An 18608-nucleotide genomic window follows, 5' to 3' on the forward strand; every position below is an offset into this window, starting at 1 on the left:
CGTATGACGCACCGTTTAACCTGGCTGCGCGTTGCCGCAGCATTCTGCGTCGCGGGCGCGGCGTGGTCGGCCGCGCCGGCGCACGCCGGCATGTTCGACGACAACGAAGCGCGCCGTGCCGTACTCGATCTGCGCAGCAAGAGCGACAACCTGTCGAGCCAGTTGTCGGCCGCCCAGCGTACGATCCTCGATCAATCCGGCCGTATCGACCAGCTGAATCAGCAGGTCGCGACGCTGCGCGGCGAGAACGAGGATCTGACGAACCGGCTGACGACGCTCGAGCGGCAGCAGAAGGAGTACTACCAGGATCTCGACACGCGGCTCAAGAAGTTCGAGCCGCAACAGGCGACGATCGATGGGGTCGAAGGCACCGTGCAGCCGGGTGAAACGGATGCGCTCAGCGCGGCGCAGCAGCAGTTCCGCAACGGCAACTTCAAGGCGGCGGCGGCTTCGTTCCGTGCGTTCATCGCGAAGTACCCGCAGAGCCCCTATCAGCCGACCGCGCAGTACTGGTACGGCAACGCGCAATACGCGCTGCGCGACTATCGCGGTTCGACCGCGACGTGGCAAGGGATCGTCAGCAAGTTCCCGCAGCACCCGCGCGCGGCCGACGCCCTCGTGGCGATCGGCACGAACCAGCTCGAGCAAGGCCAGAAGGCGGCCGCGAAGAAGACGTTCGAGCAGGTCGTGTCGCAGTACGCCGGATCGAACGCGGCGCAGACGGCGCAGGGCAAGCTCGAAACGATCAAATAATTATCGTGACGGGTTATTGACAGTCCTGTAACCCGTCGCTATAATCTTTTGCTCTTTAGGTCGTTGCCCAGGTTGTTGAAGCAACGAACCGACCGGTTTCAAGAACGTGGGGTGGTAACTCAGTTGGTTAGAGTATCTGACTTTTAATCAGAGAGTCGAGGGTTCGAGTCCCTCCCACCCTACCAACTATCTTCGATAGTGCAAAAAGCCTCCTTCGCGGAGGCTTTTTTGCATCTGTTGTGTCAATGTTGAACCGTCGCCCCTCAACTGCCGACCGACAGGCCGACGAAGTCGCGTCCGTAAGCGTCGCGAGTACCAAGAGACAGCCCGGTGCAGCACCCGCAGCGTGCAATCGGCTGTCACTTCCTTGCCTCCAAGGGCCGCGCTACACAAACACAAAGCGACTCATCGCAGCGCCCCTACTGAGGCGAGGATTCGGCAAATGCCTCAACGAGCGCTAATAGTGCCTCTCGTTTGCGCACATTAAGCGATCGAAACCCTGCAACTACTCGTTGCTCCTCATCATTCTCGAGGGACGTTCCTACCTGCCCTGTGAGCAGATAGTGAATGTCCACTCCTGCTGCGGCAATCGCAATCAAATAGTCCGAGTTAGGACGCCTCAAGCCCTTCTCGTACTGATATTGCGCGCGTTGTTTAACGGCCCCGAGAGCTGCGAACTCTGTTTGGTTGAGGCCCAATCGTGAACGCTCATGCCTCAGTCTCTCCCCAAATACGTCCATTCGAGGTAATTTCCTTCTTGACACAGGATCAATTGATCCTATAATTGGCGATACACAAGTCCGAATGAGTCATCATGGCAGCGCCCGAGGTCACCCCGTACGCCGGGCGGACAACAAGGGCGCCCCCCCTTCACGGAGAACCACCATGTCGACGACTTACGAAATTTGCGGTGCATTGCCCGTTCTCGATCATTTTCGCCCTAGCCACGCGCAGCAATTCGTTGACAGAATCGGATTCGCCGCACGCGTCTACTTCGCCACGGATGCAGTCACGCATACGTTCATGCTCCGTATCAGCGGAGCACTCACGGACGCAGAGATGAAATCGATCGAAACCGCGCTAACCGGATTTTCCCAGAAATGGGCGCGAGGTGGAGCCTTCTTCCGTCGAACCCGCTATGGTGAATCGACATTCGTCCCTATCGGCATAGCGTTGCATGTCGGCTCATCGTGTCCCACCTCGGACAGCGTATGGAATTGATGTTGTTGCCCCACTTCAGCGGAAAAGCGAAAGCAATCGATCTGCTCAGGAGCCACCATGGAAGAGCCCGCAATCTATACGTTGTCTGGAGCGATTTCAGTCCAAGAGGACATCGAGAACGAACAACTTGATCGGGTTTCGCGCCATCTGTGCGGCATCGCGACCGTGCACCTCCACCATGATCCGATCGCAAACACGGTATCTTTGCGCATATCCGGCACGCTCATGCGTGATGATAAGCGCTATATCGAACAGCGCATCGAGCGATTCGCCGAGGAAAACGCCCGTGTCGCTGCGATTCTTCTAAGTGAGTGGAATGGCGTTACGAGCGAACTCGTCGTGGGAATGAACTGGGACGCCCAATGCCTCATTCACTTGGGAGCAGTACAAGAGCAACTGGCAAAGCTGTCGACTCGGTACTTCGACTTCATTCTCCGTCTTGAGCCGCCAAGCTCTCCGGCACACGGCGAACCGCTTATGTGCGTCTCAATTGAATCATCGGACACGCAACAGTCCTGACTCAGTCCACGGCAACCCGTCGAATGTGCGCGCGCAGCAGAAGCTCATGAATGACAACTTCAAACTCAGCACGCGCCCTCTTCCAGAGGGAGCAGCTACGCCCGGTCCTTTTGAAACCAGAGTGAGTCCAAGGGTCGCCGAACCCGCCTCGGTGACCAAATGTGCACGACTGCCCGCCGTGATACTCAATTGCTTTCATGAAAGCGATTTGCTCGACTTCATCGAACAAGCAGCCGATGTCGATCACGCTGAGCCAACTACGGAAGCATTAGTGCAGCGGCAGTCCAACGGAACGTTACCAAGCCACACCCCAGCACTGAAGTGTGCAGGCCGAACTATCCGCGGATAACCCAAGCGAAACGCATTGGCGTGGATCGGATGACATCGTCGATGCACCATCGATCCATATCATGACGCCTTGTCGATACAGAGCTGCTTGCGCGTCGCTGCAATTGTCCCTAGTGAGAAATGTCACTGTATCGCGCGACAAGCCCGCCCATACAGGTGGTCATCCAGAAAACCGTCCTTGCCTGAAAGTCGCTGATGGGGCAATTGCATTTCTCCGATGCGGCGCACCTCACGCGAGTCGCGGAACAATGTTGCACGCCTCCTACGGGCGGACTGCATCCGGCAGCATCGGTGCAGATGGAACTTCTGCGGCTTGCAAGTCGGTCAGCACGACAGCAATGCTCGCATGAGGAACCCTCCTGACTTTAGTAGTTGTCGCCTTCGCGATACTTGCTTAGATTAAAAGTCAACATCTCGGACCCGAACCGCTCGCCGCAGATAGCACCATTGATCTGCGGCAGCTCTGGGCTGTCTTTTCCGATTTTGAATCGCAGCGCGTCTTTATTGCAGCCAATCGAACGATCGAGCCGTTCGAGAAGCAATTGCCAAGACATCACCTTCGTTGCCATCTCGCAGCGAAGCGCATGAACTTACGGATGTCGGAGGACCATCGATGACTACGAGCGTACGACACAAGGCTGGTACACCTGGTCGGTCTCGACTAAGCGTGGAATTGGGAACGCTAAAATCCCGATGGGCAACATGGTGTGCGCAACGTGGTGTGACGCCGAGTGAGGAATTGAGGCGAATCATTACCGAAACAGTTGGTGTTGCAGAAACTCAACCCCGAGCGCCGCAGACGCTACCTGCTCGCAATGGGCCGTGCGCACGCGTCTCGATCGGACTTACCAACGCCGAACTGGAACGCGTTAGGGGCATAGCTTACGTTCGCGGTTTCACGCCGAACCGTTGGATCGTCGCCTTGGTTCGGGCGAAGCTTACCGGCGAACCGCAACTTGGCAGCAGAGAGATGGTGCTTGTTGCGGAGTCAAATAGGCAGCTCGCAATAATCCGAACGCTGCTCGGCGAATGTGCAAGAGAAGCAGCCACGAACGATTGCAATAAGTCGTTTAACTGGGAGCAAGTCCGCACCACAATAGAAGCACATTTGCGTACCACAGCGACGCTTTTGCGAAGCAATCTAGATCGCTGGAGTCGTTAAAATGCCGTTCCCAAAGACCTATGTTGATGCACTCTTGGTGAACTGGGGAGATCGGCTATTCCCCAGTGCACTTCGCCACGCCCGTGGCTTGCATCTGCCCCACTGGACCTTACAGCAGGACGCGCTACATTTGCGCGAAAGGATCGCCCGAACGCTTCGAGGGGCGCCCGAAGTAATGGTGAAGATATCGAACAGAGCATCGGGCACGCAGGGAATGAAGGCGGTTCGGCGCCATCTGCGATACATTTCGCGACATGGTAGCGTTGATCTGGAGGATCAAGACGGACGTATGATCTCCGGAGAAATGGCATTGAAGGATCTTTTCGAGCAGTGGCACTGGGGCAGTTGGGGCATTCCAAATGAAAGCAAACGCAGAGAAACCCTCAATGTAGTGCTCTCGATGCCGCCTGGTACCGATAGCGAGGTCGTATGGGATGCAGCAAGGATGTTCGCCCAAGAAACATTTGGTGATGGACGACCATATGTATTCGCACTGCACAATGACGAAGCGCATCCCCATGTACATTTATGCGTCCATGCGCGTGGCCCCGACGGCCGTCGGCTCAATCCCCGAAAACAGGATTTGCATCGTTGGCGAGAAGCATTCGCGCAGCAATTGCAGGCACGCGGCGTCGACGCGAACGCTACTTCTAGAACAGTACGCGGGCAAATACAGTACTTTCCTAAACAAGCGGCGCTCCGGATGGCGTTACGAGGCGGTCACCCTTTCAATGGCACGCATGCCATCGACATCGAGACCCGATGTGCAATGTGGGGCGCCCACATGGAGACGCTAGGCAACTGGTATAAAGTCGCGCGCACCTTGGCTCATTCCGATTCCCTCGAAGACCGCGAAATGGCGATGAACATCGCAGACTTTGCTCGGCGAATGCCAGTCCGGACCCTAAACCCACAGGCGCCACAGTCGCCTCGGGCTGTCACGCAGGGATTTCGCGATTCGTATTACATGCAACGTACGCCATATGCGGACGAGCTGCACCCTGAAAATAGTTGCGAGCCATCGATAGAGATAGGTCGCTAATTAGCGAGGCCGTCGGCATCCAAAGTATCTTCTTCGTCATGCACGATGGCATAACGAAACGAAAGGACGGCAGGCGCCCGCTGCACGCGATATCACTCGTGGACCGACGGCGCGGAATCGGCGTCGGTATAGCGCGGCTTCGCGTTCTGCAAATCGCGCGTGTTCTTCTGCACGGCCACCGAGCCGAACAGCGCGAGCACGAACGACATCGCGTAAAAGCCCTTCTCGCTCGATTGAAGCGTCGCGTTGAACAGGCCAACGATCAGCAGCGCGATCGACAGCAGCAGCGCGATCCAGCTGAGACCGTAATAGATGCCGGTGACGGGAATGCCTTCCGCGCGGTCGCGCACGCTCTTCTGCAGCGAGATCGCCGCATAGAGGCCGAACACCAGCACGGTGAAGTAGTAGCCCTTCTCGTTGAGCTGCATGCCGGCGTTCCAGAGCCCGATCAGGAATGCCGCGAAACCGGCGAGCAGCGCGGCCCACGAGGCGGCCACGAACGCGAACGACGGTTGCTGGATGGTGGTCTGGTTCATTGCTTTGCCCTCTCTTTCTTGTTGTTCGAAATCGTTTTCGTTGAACAGCGTTTTGCGCATGGTAGCAGCTTTGGCGCGCGTCACGACGCGCGCGCTCGCAGGTTCACGTTTCGCGCCGCGCGCCGCCAGCGCCCCGGCGTCGTGCCGAGCACCGCGCGAAACGCCTTGCCGAATGCGGCCTCGGACTGGTAGCCGACCGCCTGCCCGATTTCCGCCTGCCCGCGCTGCGTGTCCTGCAGCAGCGCGCACGCATGCATCATCCTGATCTGCGCGACGAATGCGCCGACACTCATCCCGGCCTTCTCGCGGAAATGCCTCGCATAGGTCGCGCGCGACATCGCCGCCGCGGCGCCGAGCGATTCGACCGTCCACGGTTGCGCCGGCACCTGCAGCACGGCCCGGACCGACGGGCCGAGGCGCGCATCGGCCGCCAGCGCGAGCCAGCCGGACGGCACGCGCGCGCCGCGGCCGTATGCACGCAGTGCATACGCGAGCAGCGTCTGCCCGAGCGCGTTCACGATCGCGCCGGCGCCCGGCTGCATGTTCGACGCCTCGGTACGCAGCACGCTCGTCAGCAGTTGCAGCGGCGCGGCGCCCGATGCGTCGCGCAAGCCGACGTGCAACACCTGCGGCAGCGTGCGCATCAGCAGTTCGCCCGCGCCGCGCGCATAGACGAACCGTCCGCAGAGCAGATCCACGCTCGCGCTGCCCGGGTCGGCCGGATCGAGATTCGACTTGACCGGCAGCACCGCGCCGTCGCCGGCACTCGAATCGCGCAGCGGCACGAGCGGCTTCGACCGGCTGCCCGCCGCGTCGAGCAGGTCGTGCGCGCCGCCGGCGGGCAGCAGTACGAAATCGCCGTCCGCCAGTTCCAGCGTGCGCCCGTCGGCGGCACGCAGCCGACAGGTTCCGGCCAGCACCAGATGGAACGCCGCCTCGCCGGGCGGCAGCGGGTCGTGCGGCATCGCGAACGGGCCGTCGAGCAGGCAGCGCACGTCGAGCTCGACATGGCTGCGACCGAGCGACAGCAGTTGACTCAATGCATCCATGAGACGATCGCGCTAAAAATCGACACTCTAGCGTATCGAAACTATCAGCGGGAGCGATCAGAATAGCCTTGCATCGCACGAGATCGCGGCACCCGCCGCCCTCCTCACTCTTCTCGACAAGGACGCATCATGCTGAACTGGAACGAATACCGGAAGGAACTCTCGACGCGTATCGGCGACATCGCCAAGCTGTCGCCCGATACGCTAGCCGGCTACAAGGCGCTGTCCGGCGCAGGCGCCAAGACCGGCCATCTCGACGCGAAGACACGCGAACTGATCGCACTCGCGGTGGCCGTCACGACGCGCTGCGACGGCTGTATCGCCGTGCATACGGCCGAAGCGGCCAAGCATGGCGCGACCAAGGAGGAAGTGGCGGAAGCGCTCGGCGTCGCGATTGCGTTGAATGCGGGCGCGGCGCTCGTCTATTCGGCGCGTGTGATGGACGCGCTCGGCGATTGAGCCGGCGGCTGCGGCACGACCGTCGGGCCGCACCGTATTTGTCGTGTTGCGCCCGGCCGCATGGCCGGGCGATCGCGCATCGCGCGGACGGCGATGTACGAAGCGCGTGCGGGTGACTCGCCTGGGCGCGTAAGCGTCGCGGAGTCGGCTACCATGCGCGAACGATACATCGTGAAGGAGCGCTTCATGTGCCGCTGGCTCGCCTATACGGGTAATCCGATCCATCTGGAAACCGTGCTGTTCCGCGCGAAGCATTCGCTGATCGACCAGAGCCTGCATTCGGAGCTGGGCGCGACGACGACCAACGGCGACGGCTTCGGCATCGGCTGGTACGGGCATCCCGACGAACTCCCGTTCCGCTATCGCTCCGTGCATCCCGCGTGGAACGACCGCAACCTGCGCGAAGCCGCGCGCGCGATCCGCTCGCGGATGTTCATCGCGCATATTCGCGCGGCAACCGACACGCCCGTGCAGGAAACCAACTGCCATCCGTTCCGTCACGGCCGCTGGCTGTTCGCGCACAACGGGCTGATCCGCGACTTCCACAAACTGCGCCGCGACCTGACGATGAAGGTCGATCCCGCGCTGTTCCCGACGCTCGAAGGCTCGACCGACTCCGAGCTGATGTTCCGCCTCGCGCTGACGTACGGTCTCGAGCAGGCGCCGCTGCCGGCGCTCGAACGAATGGTCGGCGTGGTGGAGGAAACCGCCGCGCGGCATCGCGTCGCCGATCCGCTCAACATGACGATCTGCGCGACCGATGGCGAACGGATCGTCGCGGTGCGTTACTCGAGTGAACGAAAATCGCGGTCGCTGTTCCACAGCACGTCGTTCAAGCACCTGCACGAGTTGTATCCGCATAACCCGCGTATCGCCGAAGCCGGCGACGATGCGTTCATGGTCGTGTCGGAGCCGCTCGTCGACCTGCGCGGCGCGTGGGAGGAAGTGCCGGAGGGGATGGCAATCGTCGCGCACGGCGCCGATGTGCAGCAGCGGCCGTTCGGGCCGCGGCACAAGTGACATGCCGCAGTCCTGACGAAATCGGGCGTATTTCAGGTGTCGAGTACTTCGGCGCTATACGGCAATTGCGGCGATCCGTTTTGACGGACCGGCGATCGGTACCGCCGAATCAATCGAAAGCGATACGAAACATCTCCCGACGAATACGATCGGGCAACCGGCCTGGGATAATTCCCCAATTCGATAATGAGCGACGGAATCGCATGACGAAAGCAGGCCCGCGCACTACTGAAATTTTCGCCGAATAAAAAATTAATACTCTTGCGATTTGATCCTGACCAGAAATCCAGGGCGATAATCGACACACGGTCGACAACATATGTCCGAGGAATTCTGCGACACGTCGACGAACAGTCGTCACCGCTCTCCCAGCGAATGCCGACACAAATCGTCCGGCCCATTGCCCTCATGGCACGGGCCTGATCGGGACACACCGAAAATCCAGCGGGCGATAAAACGGGGGCGACATTGTACGCACCTTCCACCCCGTCGGCGACGGGCACTCATTTCGAATTATTACGGCGAATCGGCAATCATTACCTGACGGACAGGGCTCGCACATCGTCGGGCCATGCGAGGGCGAACGCTTATTCCTGATTAAAATATTCAAGTTACGAATTTTGAAAAGGCACGTTACAATTCGCCAACGGATGAATCCGCATCACAATAAAGCAGCGACGCAGTTACCGGCACATCGACTCCGAGATGACTCAAGATCTCCAAAACCCACTCCCTGTCATGCTGACGGGCAATCAATCCATGCTTTCCAGCATGAAGCAGGACCATGCCTTCGTGGTATGGCTCACCGGTGTCTCCGGTGCCGGCAAATCGACGCTCTCGAATCTACTGAAGGAACAACTCGACACGCGCGGCCTGCGGACTTTTCTGCTGGACGGCGACCAGCTTCGCGAAGGATTGAATCAGGACCTGGGATTCAGCGACGCAGACCGCCACGAGAACATCCGTCGAACGGCCGAGGTCGCGCGCCTGATGGTGGATGCGGGACTCGTCGTCATCGTTGCGCTGATCTCGCCGTTTCGAGAAGCACGGGCCAAAGCGCGCGCGCGTTTTCCGCACGGCAGGTTTTTCGAAGTCTTCGTCGACGTCGCGCTGGACGTGGCGGAAGCGCGCGATCCCAAGGGGCTGTATGCATTGGCAAGGCAAGGGACCATTCGGCAGTTCACCGGTATCGAATCGACCTATGAAAAACCGGTATTGCCCGACGTGCATGTGCGCACGGGCGAAACAAGCCCGCTGGAATGCGTGCACGCGATCATGCAGAAATTGCCGTTGAACGGCTGATACTGGCGCGGCCGTCGGCTCGCCTGCGCGCCCCGCTCCCTTCTTCTGTTTCGGCGCGCTATTGCGGCGATCGACGGTTGAACTGTCCGCCTTGCGCCACATCGGCCTACTGTCTTGGTTGGCCGCGACGATCAGCACATCGAGAAACAGCGCGCTGAAGACACCCGTTCCGCACTGGCGCTCGTCCGCCTCGCAATGCTCGACGAGGTTTTCCCGACGGCCGAAAGTTCAATCTACTCGGAACTGCTGTTCCATCTCACACTAACATACAGCCTCGAGCAGCCGTCGCTGCCGGCGCTCAAGGATGGCCAGCGCGGTCGAGGAAACCGCCGCGCGTCATCGCGTTGCCGGTCCGATCAACATGACAATCTGCGCGGCCCACGGTAACCGGATCATCTCGGTGTGCTATTCACGCCAACGACCATCGCGCATACTGTTCCATGGCACGTCGTTCAGGCGACACACGACTTTAATCCACATGATCCACGCATCGCAGAAGCCAACGATGACGTGTTCATGGTCGCACCCAAACCGCTAATCGACTTGCACGGCGCGTGTGAAGAAAGTACCGGCCGAGATAGCGATCGTCGCGTACGGCGCCGATGTACCGCAGCAGCCGCTTCGGTGGCAGCGTAAATAAGCACGGGCGGTCGACACATCGTCCTGACACGCCGAGAACATTCAAGCACGACGCGTACGTCTCGACGGCAAGCGCCGAATCGATATTACGACGACTCTACCGCGTGGACTGTGTATCCGGATCAACGTCGATAACACAACCAGGCAGATGATGTTGCAGATCGAGACTCGGCACACTGGAAACGTGAACGACGAACCTTAGCCACTATTTGAGCCATTATTTCATGTGTTGTGCCGCCGGTCTGGGGGACTCCCGGTAAATAATTGACTATAGGACCAGGTTGGATGGCATTCCGCTTTGTTCTACATACGGGAATTTCTTCGGAAGGTTTGCCGTAGCGATCGGGCCTCAGTAGCGGGATGATTTGCTGACGACACCTGCGAGATCGGCGAGGCGCCCAGGCGTTGAAGCAAGTTCATTCGAATGTTTTGTAACGCCCTCATGTTTAGATTGACTAGTCGTGGGTCGCATTACAGAGACACGCCGGCACTCAGAGAGTGCACACATCATCACAGACGAAAGCACGCCGCTCGAGGTCCCCTCGGCGCCGATCGATACAATTCGCTAACGTTTGAAGCGATGCTCAACACCGTCACGACGATTACGGCCATGGGCCGCGGAGCAATATTTCTGAGCATTGACCTTCCTGCTCTCGTAGAATAGCCGTCATCAGGGGCGGAAGACGGTCACTGACAATTGACGTGCCGGATTGGCCAGGCTGGCACCCAGCGGACGAAAGCGGTTCCTGCATCCTATTTTTCTGTTCAACAATATCGATAACGATGTTTGAGGAAAAGAATGGATTTTTCTGAGCAAATTCAACGATCTATTTCGGCAAGGCAGGCTCTTGGGGCAGATTTTTTTGGTGGCTGGGAGGCATCCGACCTTGACTTATTTGCCAAATACCGAAAAATTTCTCAAGGAACGCCCGGGTATGTAACCGATTACTTCGGGACGAAAACACCTACCGATTGCGTTCCGTGGGCCGCAGCACGCGATGGCGACACCTTCGATAGTCCGCCCATTCCGAACGACGGGGTACGAGCCGAGGCCATTGAGTATTACGCGCTACTCGACAGTCTTGAGAATACTAGGGGTGACAGCTTTTCCATGGTTGAACTTGGATCAAGCTATGCACCATGGGCTGCAATAGCTGGAGTACTTGCGAAGCGCCAGGGCAAGAACGTCGCTATCAGAGCAGTGGAGGCCAGCGCTTATTTCCACGCCCTCATTTCAAAAAATCTCTCGGCAAACGGCCTCACCGATAATTTTTCTATTCCGAAAGTCGAGAGTATGGCCATCCATGGCGCAGTAGGCATCAGAAAAGGAACTGTCTTTTTTCCGATCGTCAGAAGCGCTTTTGAAAATGGTGGGCAAGCCGCCTATGCGGCGCCCGATGTTGATTACGTCGGGCGGTCTGTTCCACATGAGGAAGTACCAGTCAGAACCCTCGATGAGATATTCGACGGACTCGAAACAATCGACTTTATTCACTGCGATATTCAAGGATCAGAAGGTGACGTTTTAGTCCACGGCGCATCACAAATCAGTCAAAAAGTTAAACGCATGTTCATTGGAACGCATAGCCGAAAAATAGAAGGCGATCTGATGGAATGCTATCACAAACATGGCTGGCATTTGCTCCGAGAACGCCCTGTCACAATGTCTTACCGAGCCGACCTAACATCAATTGTCGGAATGACAACGATCGATGGCGGTCAATATTGGGTGAATAGCAGGTTTAATTAGACACCTCAAGCTTGATCCTTTTACGGGATCATTGCCTGATTTTCCGTTCATCTTGACGGATGTTAGCCAATGATCTCGACCAAAAATGAACCTGTCCACATTTTCGTAGGCGAGGCGATTGAACAGCGGGTTATCCATGCGCCTGCATAAATCGCTCGCCGAACAGGAGAGCAAACTGCTTTATTGCTGATTTCCAGTCGAAGGCGGCGTGCATCACCTTAGCCAGCACGTTTCGAAATTGAGCATTTCGGCAGACAGGTGAGAGCGACCGACATTACCTCAATGACACATCACCTCGGCATAACCGCTTTCTTACGCAGTGGAACGGCCCCACGTATCTGATAACACACAAGGACTCTCCTAAAATAGCGGATAGTCTTGTGCCTATCAGTAAGCTTAGCCATTACGTGGAACCCATCAAAATCCCCCCCCCAAACCTACGTCACCTATATGGACAAGCCGGACGCGCCAACAGCGCTCTCGCGTTCGGTCACTGCGTTTGTCCGCACAAAGCCATGGAATGCCGCTCGCCTCGCAAGTTCAGGCACGCAGCGTCATCTATCTAACGGCGCCCAAGTGTCCTGAACTACAGGGGCAACTCACGCAGCATGTATGCGCTAGCGCACCATGCCACGCGATAAACAAACGACAAGACCTGCACAACTGCCGTCCGGCATATCAAGCGCTGATTGGCACAATTCGAAGGGTGTCTACACGCATGTCGGCACTCGATGGTACCCATACGCGTATCTCAAGATCAGTGATTGGCGTTACAAGCTCAAACCCGAACGCCGCGATCTCTCCGTCCCTCTCACCCGGGATAACTTCGTGCCGCATTAGCACGTATCCTCCACGCCCCCAGCTCACATCTATCCAAGCGCTATCAATAAGTGCGGAGCGACCTTCGAGACTGACGACATATCGCCCCTGGGACAACGACGCATACGGACCAAATAGCAGATACCCCTCCTGGCCGACACTCGACATCGCACCGCGACCGCGCCGCCCAACGTGCGTGCATAAACGGATATCTGCGCCGCGATACAACCTCGGTCCGTCAGGATCCTCGACTTCGAGCATGAGCGTCAGTGGCTGGAATCCGTGCTCCTCTGGCCATTTTTCGCCATCTCTGGACAGCGTCAGAACAAGCTTGAACCGTCCGCTAACACTGGGTGCAACGACATGCATGGAAAGCGGCAGAACTTGCCTCGGTGCGACGAAGTTAATAGGCAACGGAATATTCTCCGCGCTGGTTGCAATCACGCCCCCGCTCGAGTCCAGCCAGCGATACGAAAGACAGATTGGATGAAAGGTTGTACTCACCCAGGTTTGCGACGACGCGTTCTCCAGTGTTACTGGAAGCTCAAATGATTCGCCGGCAACCAAGCGTCCTAATACAGCGTCGGTCGCAAGATGACCACGCGTATCTTCAAGATTGGCAGACACTGCATCGCCTATTCGCTCACAAGAGAAATCTGCGGGAATACTCATGTAGCCTACGCTTGGCGTGTCACGCACCACCACGACACGAAACGGCACGAGTCTTTCGTAGCACGCGAGTTCATCAATCCGGTTGTCCCGGCTGCAAGAAAATTCGAATCCGGCAGCATATTGTCCTTCTGGCAAATTCGCCACCAAGTAATACCGCAAGCTATACATACCTGGGGCGATTTCCACGAGAGGGCGATCCAATAGCGCGTTGCTCGTACCAAACGCCCAACGTCCGTCCTCGTCCGACAGGTGAACACCGATACCCAACTGATCAACGGCAGTATTGATCGAAAAGACAATATTGAAACGCAGAAATTGCCCATAGCTACATGTGCCATCACCGTCAACGGCTGCGGAGATCAATGAGAACTCCGGCGCAGAATGTGCACGGTGTGCAACGGGTTCGTATGGCTGCCAGCGGGGAGTCACCAAAACGGAGGGGACCGTGCGCGCGGCACGTTCGCTTGCCCACCGCTCGCGCAGCAGGTGATAAAACTCCAAGTCGAGTCTGTTCAATGCTTCAAGGCATGTACGCAACGATGACGAGATCTCGCCGACTTGCGGCCTCGTACGTGTCGTATTCACTCGCTGTAGATGCGCCGGGACAGGAATTTCAATCAACGCCGCGACGTCCGACAGAAAATCCGGCAGCGATTCGTACAAGCCCCACACATCATACCGAGTAATGCCGGCAAGTGCCGCGTCGATCTTCTGCCGGTCCGATCGCTCCGCTCCAGGCAATATGCCAGCGAAGTGCTCCACGTATGGGTTACGAATATTCTTGAGAAAGTCCTGATCGAAGGATTCTTCCACAACATTCAGGAGATCGGGGCCAGGAGCGCCCGCCAAAGCGACGAAGCGCTCAGCTTGCTCCCATAACCCCGGCAACTCAGCCGAGTCGTGATTCTTCACAAGAAAAAACAGCCAAGAAATCGCTCGATCGATCGGCTCGCGCAAACAGGTCATGTAGTGGTAGCGCGGATCGAGATCACTTCCCTGAAAATCGACATGTGCGGAGATCACGGAATACTCGCCCCCGTATCGGCGAATCAAATCGCGATGGCGTCCGATCAGGTTCGGGGTAACGCAGCCAGCACCTAAATTCTCTTTGAGCCACACATTCACTGCTTGCCCAGCAGTCTTTGGTAAATGATCAAAAATGACGCGACCGGAAAAAACTTGTCGTTGATACTGCATTGCGCAACTCCTATCTCTTGTTATATCGCCACGAGCATTCATTCTCGATCAGCCGAAATTTTGACAGAATTCGACACTCCGTCCAGTTGTTTCGCGCGATAACACGCCCCGCGCACGTCCTGATATAAGAAATTCAGCAGCCGTGCAGATCACGCTACATTTTCGGCACACGGATACCCCCATCGACACCCGCATTGGCACTCGCCCGTAATTGAATTGCCCTCCCCCTCAGACGACCAAGCACTGAAATACTGTCCTATCATGTGAACTTTGGAATCCAGTGCTTGGTGACAGATGGGAGGAAGCCAGTGCCACAGGAGATTTATGTGAGGCAAACCGTTTTCGCCATTCTGGTGTCTGTCGCTCTTCCGCTCGCCAACGCAACAGCGCAGCCCAGGCCATCCAGCGCCCCTCCTCCGATGCAGCGCGAACTTGGCGAAACGCTCCAGTTCCAGCAGAAAGGTAGAGGAAGCATACCGCGTGCGCTCTCGGTCAAGCTGGCCGACACCATCAACGGTGCGGATTTCGGGATGCTATGCAACGGAACGGTCGACGATACCAATGCTCTCAATCGCGCCCTCGCGTATGCTGCAACCGTTGCGCCGTCGGTCGTCAATCTACCGTTATCGAGCGCACGCTGCATGATCTCCGGTACTGTTAGCGTCCCGAGCAACGTAACGCTTGCCGGATCGCGTGGGCAGCGTGCCAGTCTCGCCGCAGGCGCACTAAATCTGAATCCTCTGATCTCGCTTGACGGCAATGGCTCCACGGTACGCGATCTCTATATTAATGCTGCGGCGGCCGGGCCCAATACGAAAGGTGTCGCCATCGCAGTCAAAAACGTCGTCGCTCCGGTGATCGCCGGCGTCTATATCCAAGGACCATTCATCGGTATCGACCTAAATGGCAACCAAGCACTCGTCGACCAAACCATCGTCAATGGGACCAAGGGAGCGGGCAGCATCGGCATTCGAATTGGTGCACAAACAACTCATGGCAACACCGTAGACGCTCGCATCACGCACACAACCGTCATTGCCGATCGCACCGATCCAGGTGACGTAGCGATGCAAGTCCTTGATGCAGGAGGACTGCTTGTTTCCGAGTCCGACATGCTGTTCGCCAGGATCGGTACTCAGATCATTCCAGGACATCTACAATCGGTTGCGTGGGCAAGCTTCAGCAATACGTACGTCGGGGACACCAACGCGATTCATGCGTTAGCAATCGATACGACTGCCGCAACGGCACGTGTTGAAGGACTCGAATGCACCGCCTGCTGGACCGCCTCCGCTCAATCAGACAACATAGTCGTCGACAACACGGCAAAAGGCCTCGTATCGGAGATTCATTTCAACGGGCTGCGCAACTATAACGGCGCATCAAACGGCGCGAACATTCGTGCGGGAACGTTTGTGACGTTCGACGCGAGTCGCTTCTGCGGTAACGGCCGGAGCGGTCGCCCTGCGGCCAATATCGTATATGGACCAAATGTCGGTGCCTTCGCGGTGAGAAACTCGGAGCTGGGCGGAGCATGCGGTGGACTCTTCACTACAGCCCCCGAGTATGGCTTGTTACTCGCAGGCAACAATGCAAGTGCCGTTATCAGCGGCAATGACTTTAGTGGTTCGAAAACCCCGATCTCGGGCGCACCGTCTGGGAACAGTATCGTGGCGTCGAATCTCGGCATCGACACCTCGCCTACTACTGTCGAAAGCGCAGCAACGATCGATGTACGTACTGCATCCGTCGCGCTGCTGACGGGGCAAACGACCATCAGCAATATCCGGCCAATGTGGAATGGCCGCACGCTGAAGCTCATTCCGTCTCATGGTCCTATCAGCTTCGCGACGGGTGGCAACCTTTGCAACTCGGTCACTACGCAGACAAACGTGCCAGTGGACGCATACTTCAACGGAGCTTGCTGGAACCTGAAATAGCCGTCGCTCCTCAGGCTGAATTCCACCGCAATTTCTACCCACTGATCACGGGCCACTGCATGCCGACTCAATGCAAGAACGACTAGAGAATTTCTGGCACTCCTTGGCGTCGAACCGCATCCGTGTCGATACCAGTTCCAGGGGAAGACGAGCCGATCGGCGCCGATACTTCCGCGTCTCGGCAAATCCGAGGCGCTCGTACAGCGCACGAGCGCGCACGTTGCTCACCAGCACATCGAGCACGATTTCTCGCCCCAGCCTGTTACGTAACGGGTCCGCTTGCATTGCGTCGTCAAACAGCGCGCTGAAGACGCCCTGTCCACGCCACGCCTCCTCTACGGCACAGTGCGCAATCAATATTTGTTTGCGCGTCGGAGAAGGCAGCTCACTTTCTAGCACCAACCCACGCAACAACATCCGGACGGCACGTACGAAGCCGAAAAAACGGATCAACATCCAGGCAACGTGCATGTCGTCCCACATCACACTCCTTCCATCATGCACGGCAAGGACCGCGCGCACGATGCCGTCCTCGGAAACCGCCACACGATGGCGTCGCCAAGAGAAACGCCCATGTCTTGATGCAAACGCGAATGCAAGGAAGGCGATGCATTGGCTAGACGACTCACCGAGGAAGAACGCAAACTCACGAGCTCCCGATGCAAGCACAAGCGGCGCGCATGTATGAGCATCGGTCGCGTCGGCTGCACGGTAGCCCAACACGTCAGATACCGGTCCATTTCTCACCCGTTCAGGTTTGTCGCACATTCGAGCTGGCTTCGATGTAGTCAACGTGCAAGACGAGCAAGTATCACAACCGCCCGACTGATCTGCTCCGGCTCATGCGTCGAACAGATGAAAAAGCGCAGCCGCGCGGCCTTTTCCTCGACGGCCGGATAGAAGATCGGCTGCACGTTGATCCCTTCGTCGAACATCGCGTTCGCCCACTGGGCGGCCTTCAGCGAGCTGCCCGTGATCACCGGCACGACCGCATACCCGGCGCTCGTGCCCGTATTCAACCCGGCGGCACGCGCCTCGGTCAGGAACTGCCGCCCCCGCGCCTGCAGTTGCACGACGCGCTCCGGCTCGGCCTGCAAGCGTTCGAGCGCGGCCAGCGACGCTGCGGCGAGTGTCGGCGCGAGCCCCACGCTGTACAGGAAACCCGGCGCCAGATGGCGCAGCATGTCAACGAGCGGCTGGCAGCCGGCGATGAAACCGCCGCAACCGGCCAGCGTCTTGCTCATCGTGCCCATCCACATGTCGACCTGGTCGGGCGCGACGCCGCCATGCTCGCGGATGCCCTTGCCGGTCGCGCCGAGCACGCCCAGCGAATGCGCCTCGTCGACCAGCAGGAATGCCCCGTGGCGCGTCTTCACGTCGACGAAGCGCTGCAGGTCGGGGAAATCGCCGTCCATGCTGTACAGCCCCTCGATCGCGATCAGCACGTGCCGGTATTCGCGGCGCACCCGCGACAGCAGTTCGTCGAGCGCCTGCCAGTCGTTGTGCGCGAAACTCAGCCGCTTCGCGCCGCTCAACTGCGCACCCTGCACGATGCTGTTGTGCGCGAGCGCGTCGTGGACCACCAGGTCGCCCGGGCCGAACAGCGCGCCGATCACGGTCACGTTGGTCGCATGGCCGCTCACGAACGCGACGCAGTCGTCGGTCTCGTAGAACGCAGCCAGCGCCCGCTCGAGCTCGCGCTGCACCGGCCGCTCGCCCGCGACCATCCGGCTCGCCGAGGCCGACGTGCCATAGCGGTCGATCGCGGCTTTCGCGCGCGCGGACACCGCCGGATCGCCGGCCAGGCCCAGATAGTTGTAATTCGCGAAGTTCAGGTATTCGCGGCCGCCGATCTGCGTGGTCGCTCCGGCGACGCCGTCGTGCACGCGGAAAAACGGCGAGTCGACCCGCAGCTTCTCGCCCATCTCGCGCATGATCCGGACCTGCTGATACTGCGGCATCGATTCGAAGCGGCTGCGCGCCGACGTGGCCTGCGCCGCCGGCGTGCCCGGCGCCGCCGGCGTGCCCGGCACGCCTGGCGCCGCCGCGGCGTCGGTCGCGCGCTCCAGTTGCCGTTTCAGCGCTTTCGCCGCCAGTTGCTGGCGAAGATGCTCTCCCAGTGCCATTGCTTCCTTCGCTGTATCTCGAAAAGACGCTATGTTACGCCGCGTATTTTTAAA

Annotated in this window: 16 protein-coding genes, 1 tRNA gene and 1 pseudogene; 12 read left to right on the forward strand and 6 right to left on the reverse strand. The window is 58.4% G+C overall.

Annotated elements, in window-relative coordinates; genetic code table 11:
• Nucleotides 1–3 precede the first annotated feature (3 nt).
• The 5 genes from ybgF to WT24_RS34585 all read left to right on the forward strand — a co-directional run bounded on the left by ybgF (nt 4) and on the right by WT24_RS34585 (nt 2842).
• Nucleotides 4–753: a tol-pal system protein YbgF gene (gene ybgF, locus WT24_RS22710; RefSeq protein WP_011544679.1), complete on the forward strand. Its 750-nt coding sequence runs from the start codon at nt 4–6 to the stop codon at nt 751–753.
• A gap of 108 nt (nt 754–861) precedes the next feature.
• A tRNA-Lys gene (locus WT24_RS22715) sits at nt 862–938 on the forward strand.
• 700 nt (nt 939–1638) lie between these two features.
• A complete protein-coding gene (locus WT24_RS33440) occupies nt 1639–1974 on the forward strand; it encodes a hypothetical protein (protein WP_179949385.1) in 336 nt (111 codons plus the stop codon).
• 57 nt (nt 1975–2031) lie between these two features.
• On the forward strand, nt 2032–2493 hold the full coding sequence (locus WT24_RS22720) for a hypothetical protein (protein WP_059791735.1): 462 nt from the start codon (nt 2032–2034) through the stop codon (nt 2491–2493).
• Between the two features lie 46 nt (nt 2494–2539).
• Nucleotides 2540–2842 carry a hypothetical protein gene (locus tag WT24_RS34585; RefSeq protein ID WP_156440552.1) on the forward strand — a complete coding sequence of 101 codons (303 nt, stop codon included), beginning with the start codon at nt 2540–2542 and terminating at the stop codon, nt 2840–2842.
• Between the two features lie 364 nt (nt 2843–3206).
• Here the strand turns inward: WT24_RS34585 and WT24_RS22730 are convergent, their stop codons facing one another.
• Nucleotides 3207–3410, reverse strand: a complete 204-nt coding sequence (locus tag WT24_RS22730; RefSeq protein WP_059791739.1) for a hypothetical protein — start codon at nt 3408–3410, stop codon at nt 3207–3209.
• Nucleotides 3411–4004: 594 nt separating this feature from the next.
• Between WT24_RS22730 and WT24_RS33450 the strand changes: the two genes are divergently transcribed.
• Entirely contained in the window at nt 4005–5045 is a 1041-nt protein-coding gene (locus WT24_RS33450; protein ID WP_082742267.1) for a relaxase/mobilization nuclease domain-containing protein, read from the forward strand.
• Nucleotides 5046–5137: 92 nt separating this feature from the next.
• Here the strand turns inward: WT24_RS33450 and yiaA are convergent, their stop codons facing one another.
• Nucleotides 5138–5581, reverse strand: a complete 444-nt coding sequence (gene yiaA, locus WT24_RS22735) for an inner membrane protein YiaA (protein ID WP_060035943.1) — start codon at nt 5579–5581, stop codon at nt 5138–5140.
• A gap of 80 nt (nt 5582–5661) precedes the next feature.
• Nucleotides 5662–6630 carry an AraC family transcriptional regulator gene (locus tag WT24_RS22740; protein ID WP_060035922.1) on the reverse strand — a complete coding sequence of 323 codons (969 nt, stop codon included), beginning with the start codon at nt 6628–6630 and terminating at the stop codon, nt 5662–5664.
• A gap of 129 nt (nt 6631–6759) precedes the next feature.
• Between WT24_RS22740 and WT24_RS22745 the strand changes: the two genes are divergently transcribed.
• From WT24_RS22745 to WT24_RS22760, 5 genes and pseudogenes are all read left to right on the forward strand, one after another.
• Nucleotides 6760–7089 carry a carboxymuconolactone decarboxylase family protein gene (locus WT24_RS22745; protein WP_006484989.1) on the forward strand — a complete coding sequence of 110 codons (330 nt, stop codon included), beginning with the start codon at nt 6760–6762 and terminating at the stop codon, nt 7087–7089.
• A gap of 186 nt (nt 7090–7275) precedes the next feature.
• On the forward strand, nt 7276–8109 hold the full coding sequence (locus WT24_RS22750; protein WP_060035944.1) for a class II glutamine amidotransferase: 834 nt from the start codon (nt 7276–7278) through the stop codon (nt 8107–8109).
• 738 nt (nt 8110–8847) lie between these two features.
• The gene (cysC, locus tag WT24_RS22755) at nt 8848–9411 is read left to right on the forward strand and encodes an adenylyl-sulfate kinase (protein WP_060035923.1); all 564 of its coding nucleotides are present in this window, start codon (nt 8848–8850) and stop codon (nt 9409–9411) included.
• Nucleotides 9412–9618: 207 nt separating this feature from the next.
• Nucleotides 9619–10051, forward strand: a pseudogene (locus WT24_RS35455) (class II glutamine amidotransferase); the annotation flags it as partial.
• A gap of 798 nt (nt 10052–10849) precedes the next feature.
• Nucleotides 10850–11800 (forward strand): FkbM family methyltransferase, encoded by a 951-nt coding sequence (locus tag WT24_RS22760; RefSeq protein WP_060035924.1) that lies wholly within the window; start codon nt 10850–10852, stop codon nt 11798–11800.
• Between the two features lie 678 nt (nt 11801–12478).
• Here WT24_RS22760 and WT24_RS22770 read toward each other — a convergent pair.
• Complete coding sequence (locus WT24_RS22770; RefSeq protein WP_060035925.1) at nt 12479–14488, reverse strand: sulfotransferase family 2 domain-containing protein; 2010 nt, start codon at nt 14486–14488, stop codon at nt 12479–12481.
• Between the two features lie 326 nt (nt 14489–14814).
• Here WT24_RS22770 and WT24_RS22775 point away from each other — a divergent pair, with 326 nt between their 5' ends.
• The gene (locus WT24_RS22775) at nt 14815–16428 is read left to right on the forward strand and encodes a hypothetical protein (RefSeq protein ID WP_060035945.1); all 1614 of its coding nucleotides are present in this window, start codon (nt 14815–14817) and stop codon (nt 16426–16428) included.
• 45 nt (nt 16429–16473) lie between these two features.
• Here WT24_RS22775 and WT24_RS22780 read toward each other — a convergent pair whose 3' ends face one another.
• The gene (locus tag WT24_RS22780; RefSeq protein ID WP_082742268.1) at nt 16474–17196 is read right to left on the reverse strand and encodes a GNAT family N-acetyltransferase; all 723 of its coding nucleotides are present in this window, start codon (nt 17194–17196) and stop codon (nt 16474–16476) included.
• Between the two features lie 20 nt (nt 17197–17216).
• Nucleotides 17217–18554 carry an aminotransferase class I/II-fold pyridoxal phosphate-dependent enzyme gene (locus WT24_RS22785; RefSeq protein ID WP_060035926.1) on the reverse strand — a complete coding sequence of 446 codons (1338 nt, stop codon included), beginning with the start codon at nt 18552–18554 and terminating at the stop codon, nt 17217–17219.
• Nucleotides 18555–18608 lie beyond the last annotated feature (54 nt).

It is taken from the genome of Burkholderia sp. MSMB1078WGS (genome assembly GCF_001528895.1).
Taxonomy (GTDB): Bacteria; Pseudomonadota; Gammaproteobacteria; order Burkholderiales; family Burkholderiaceae; genus Burkholderia.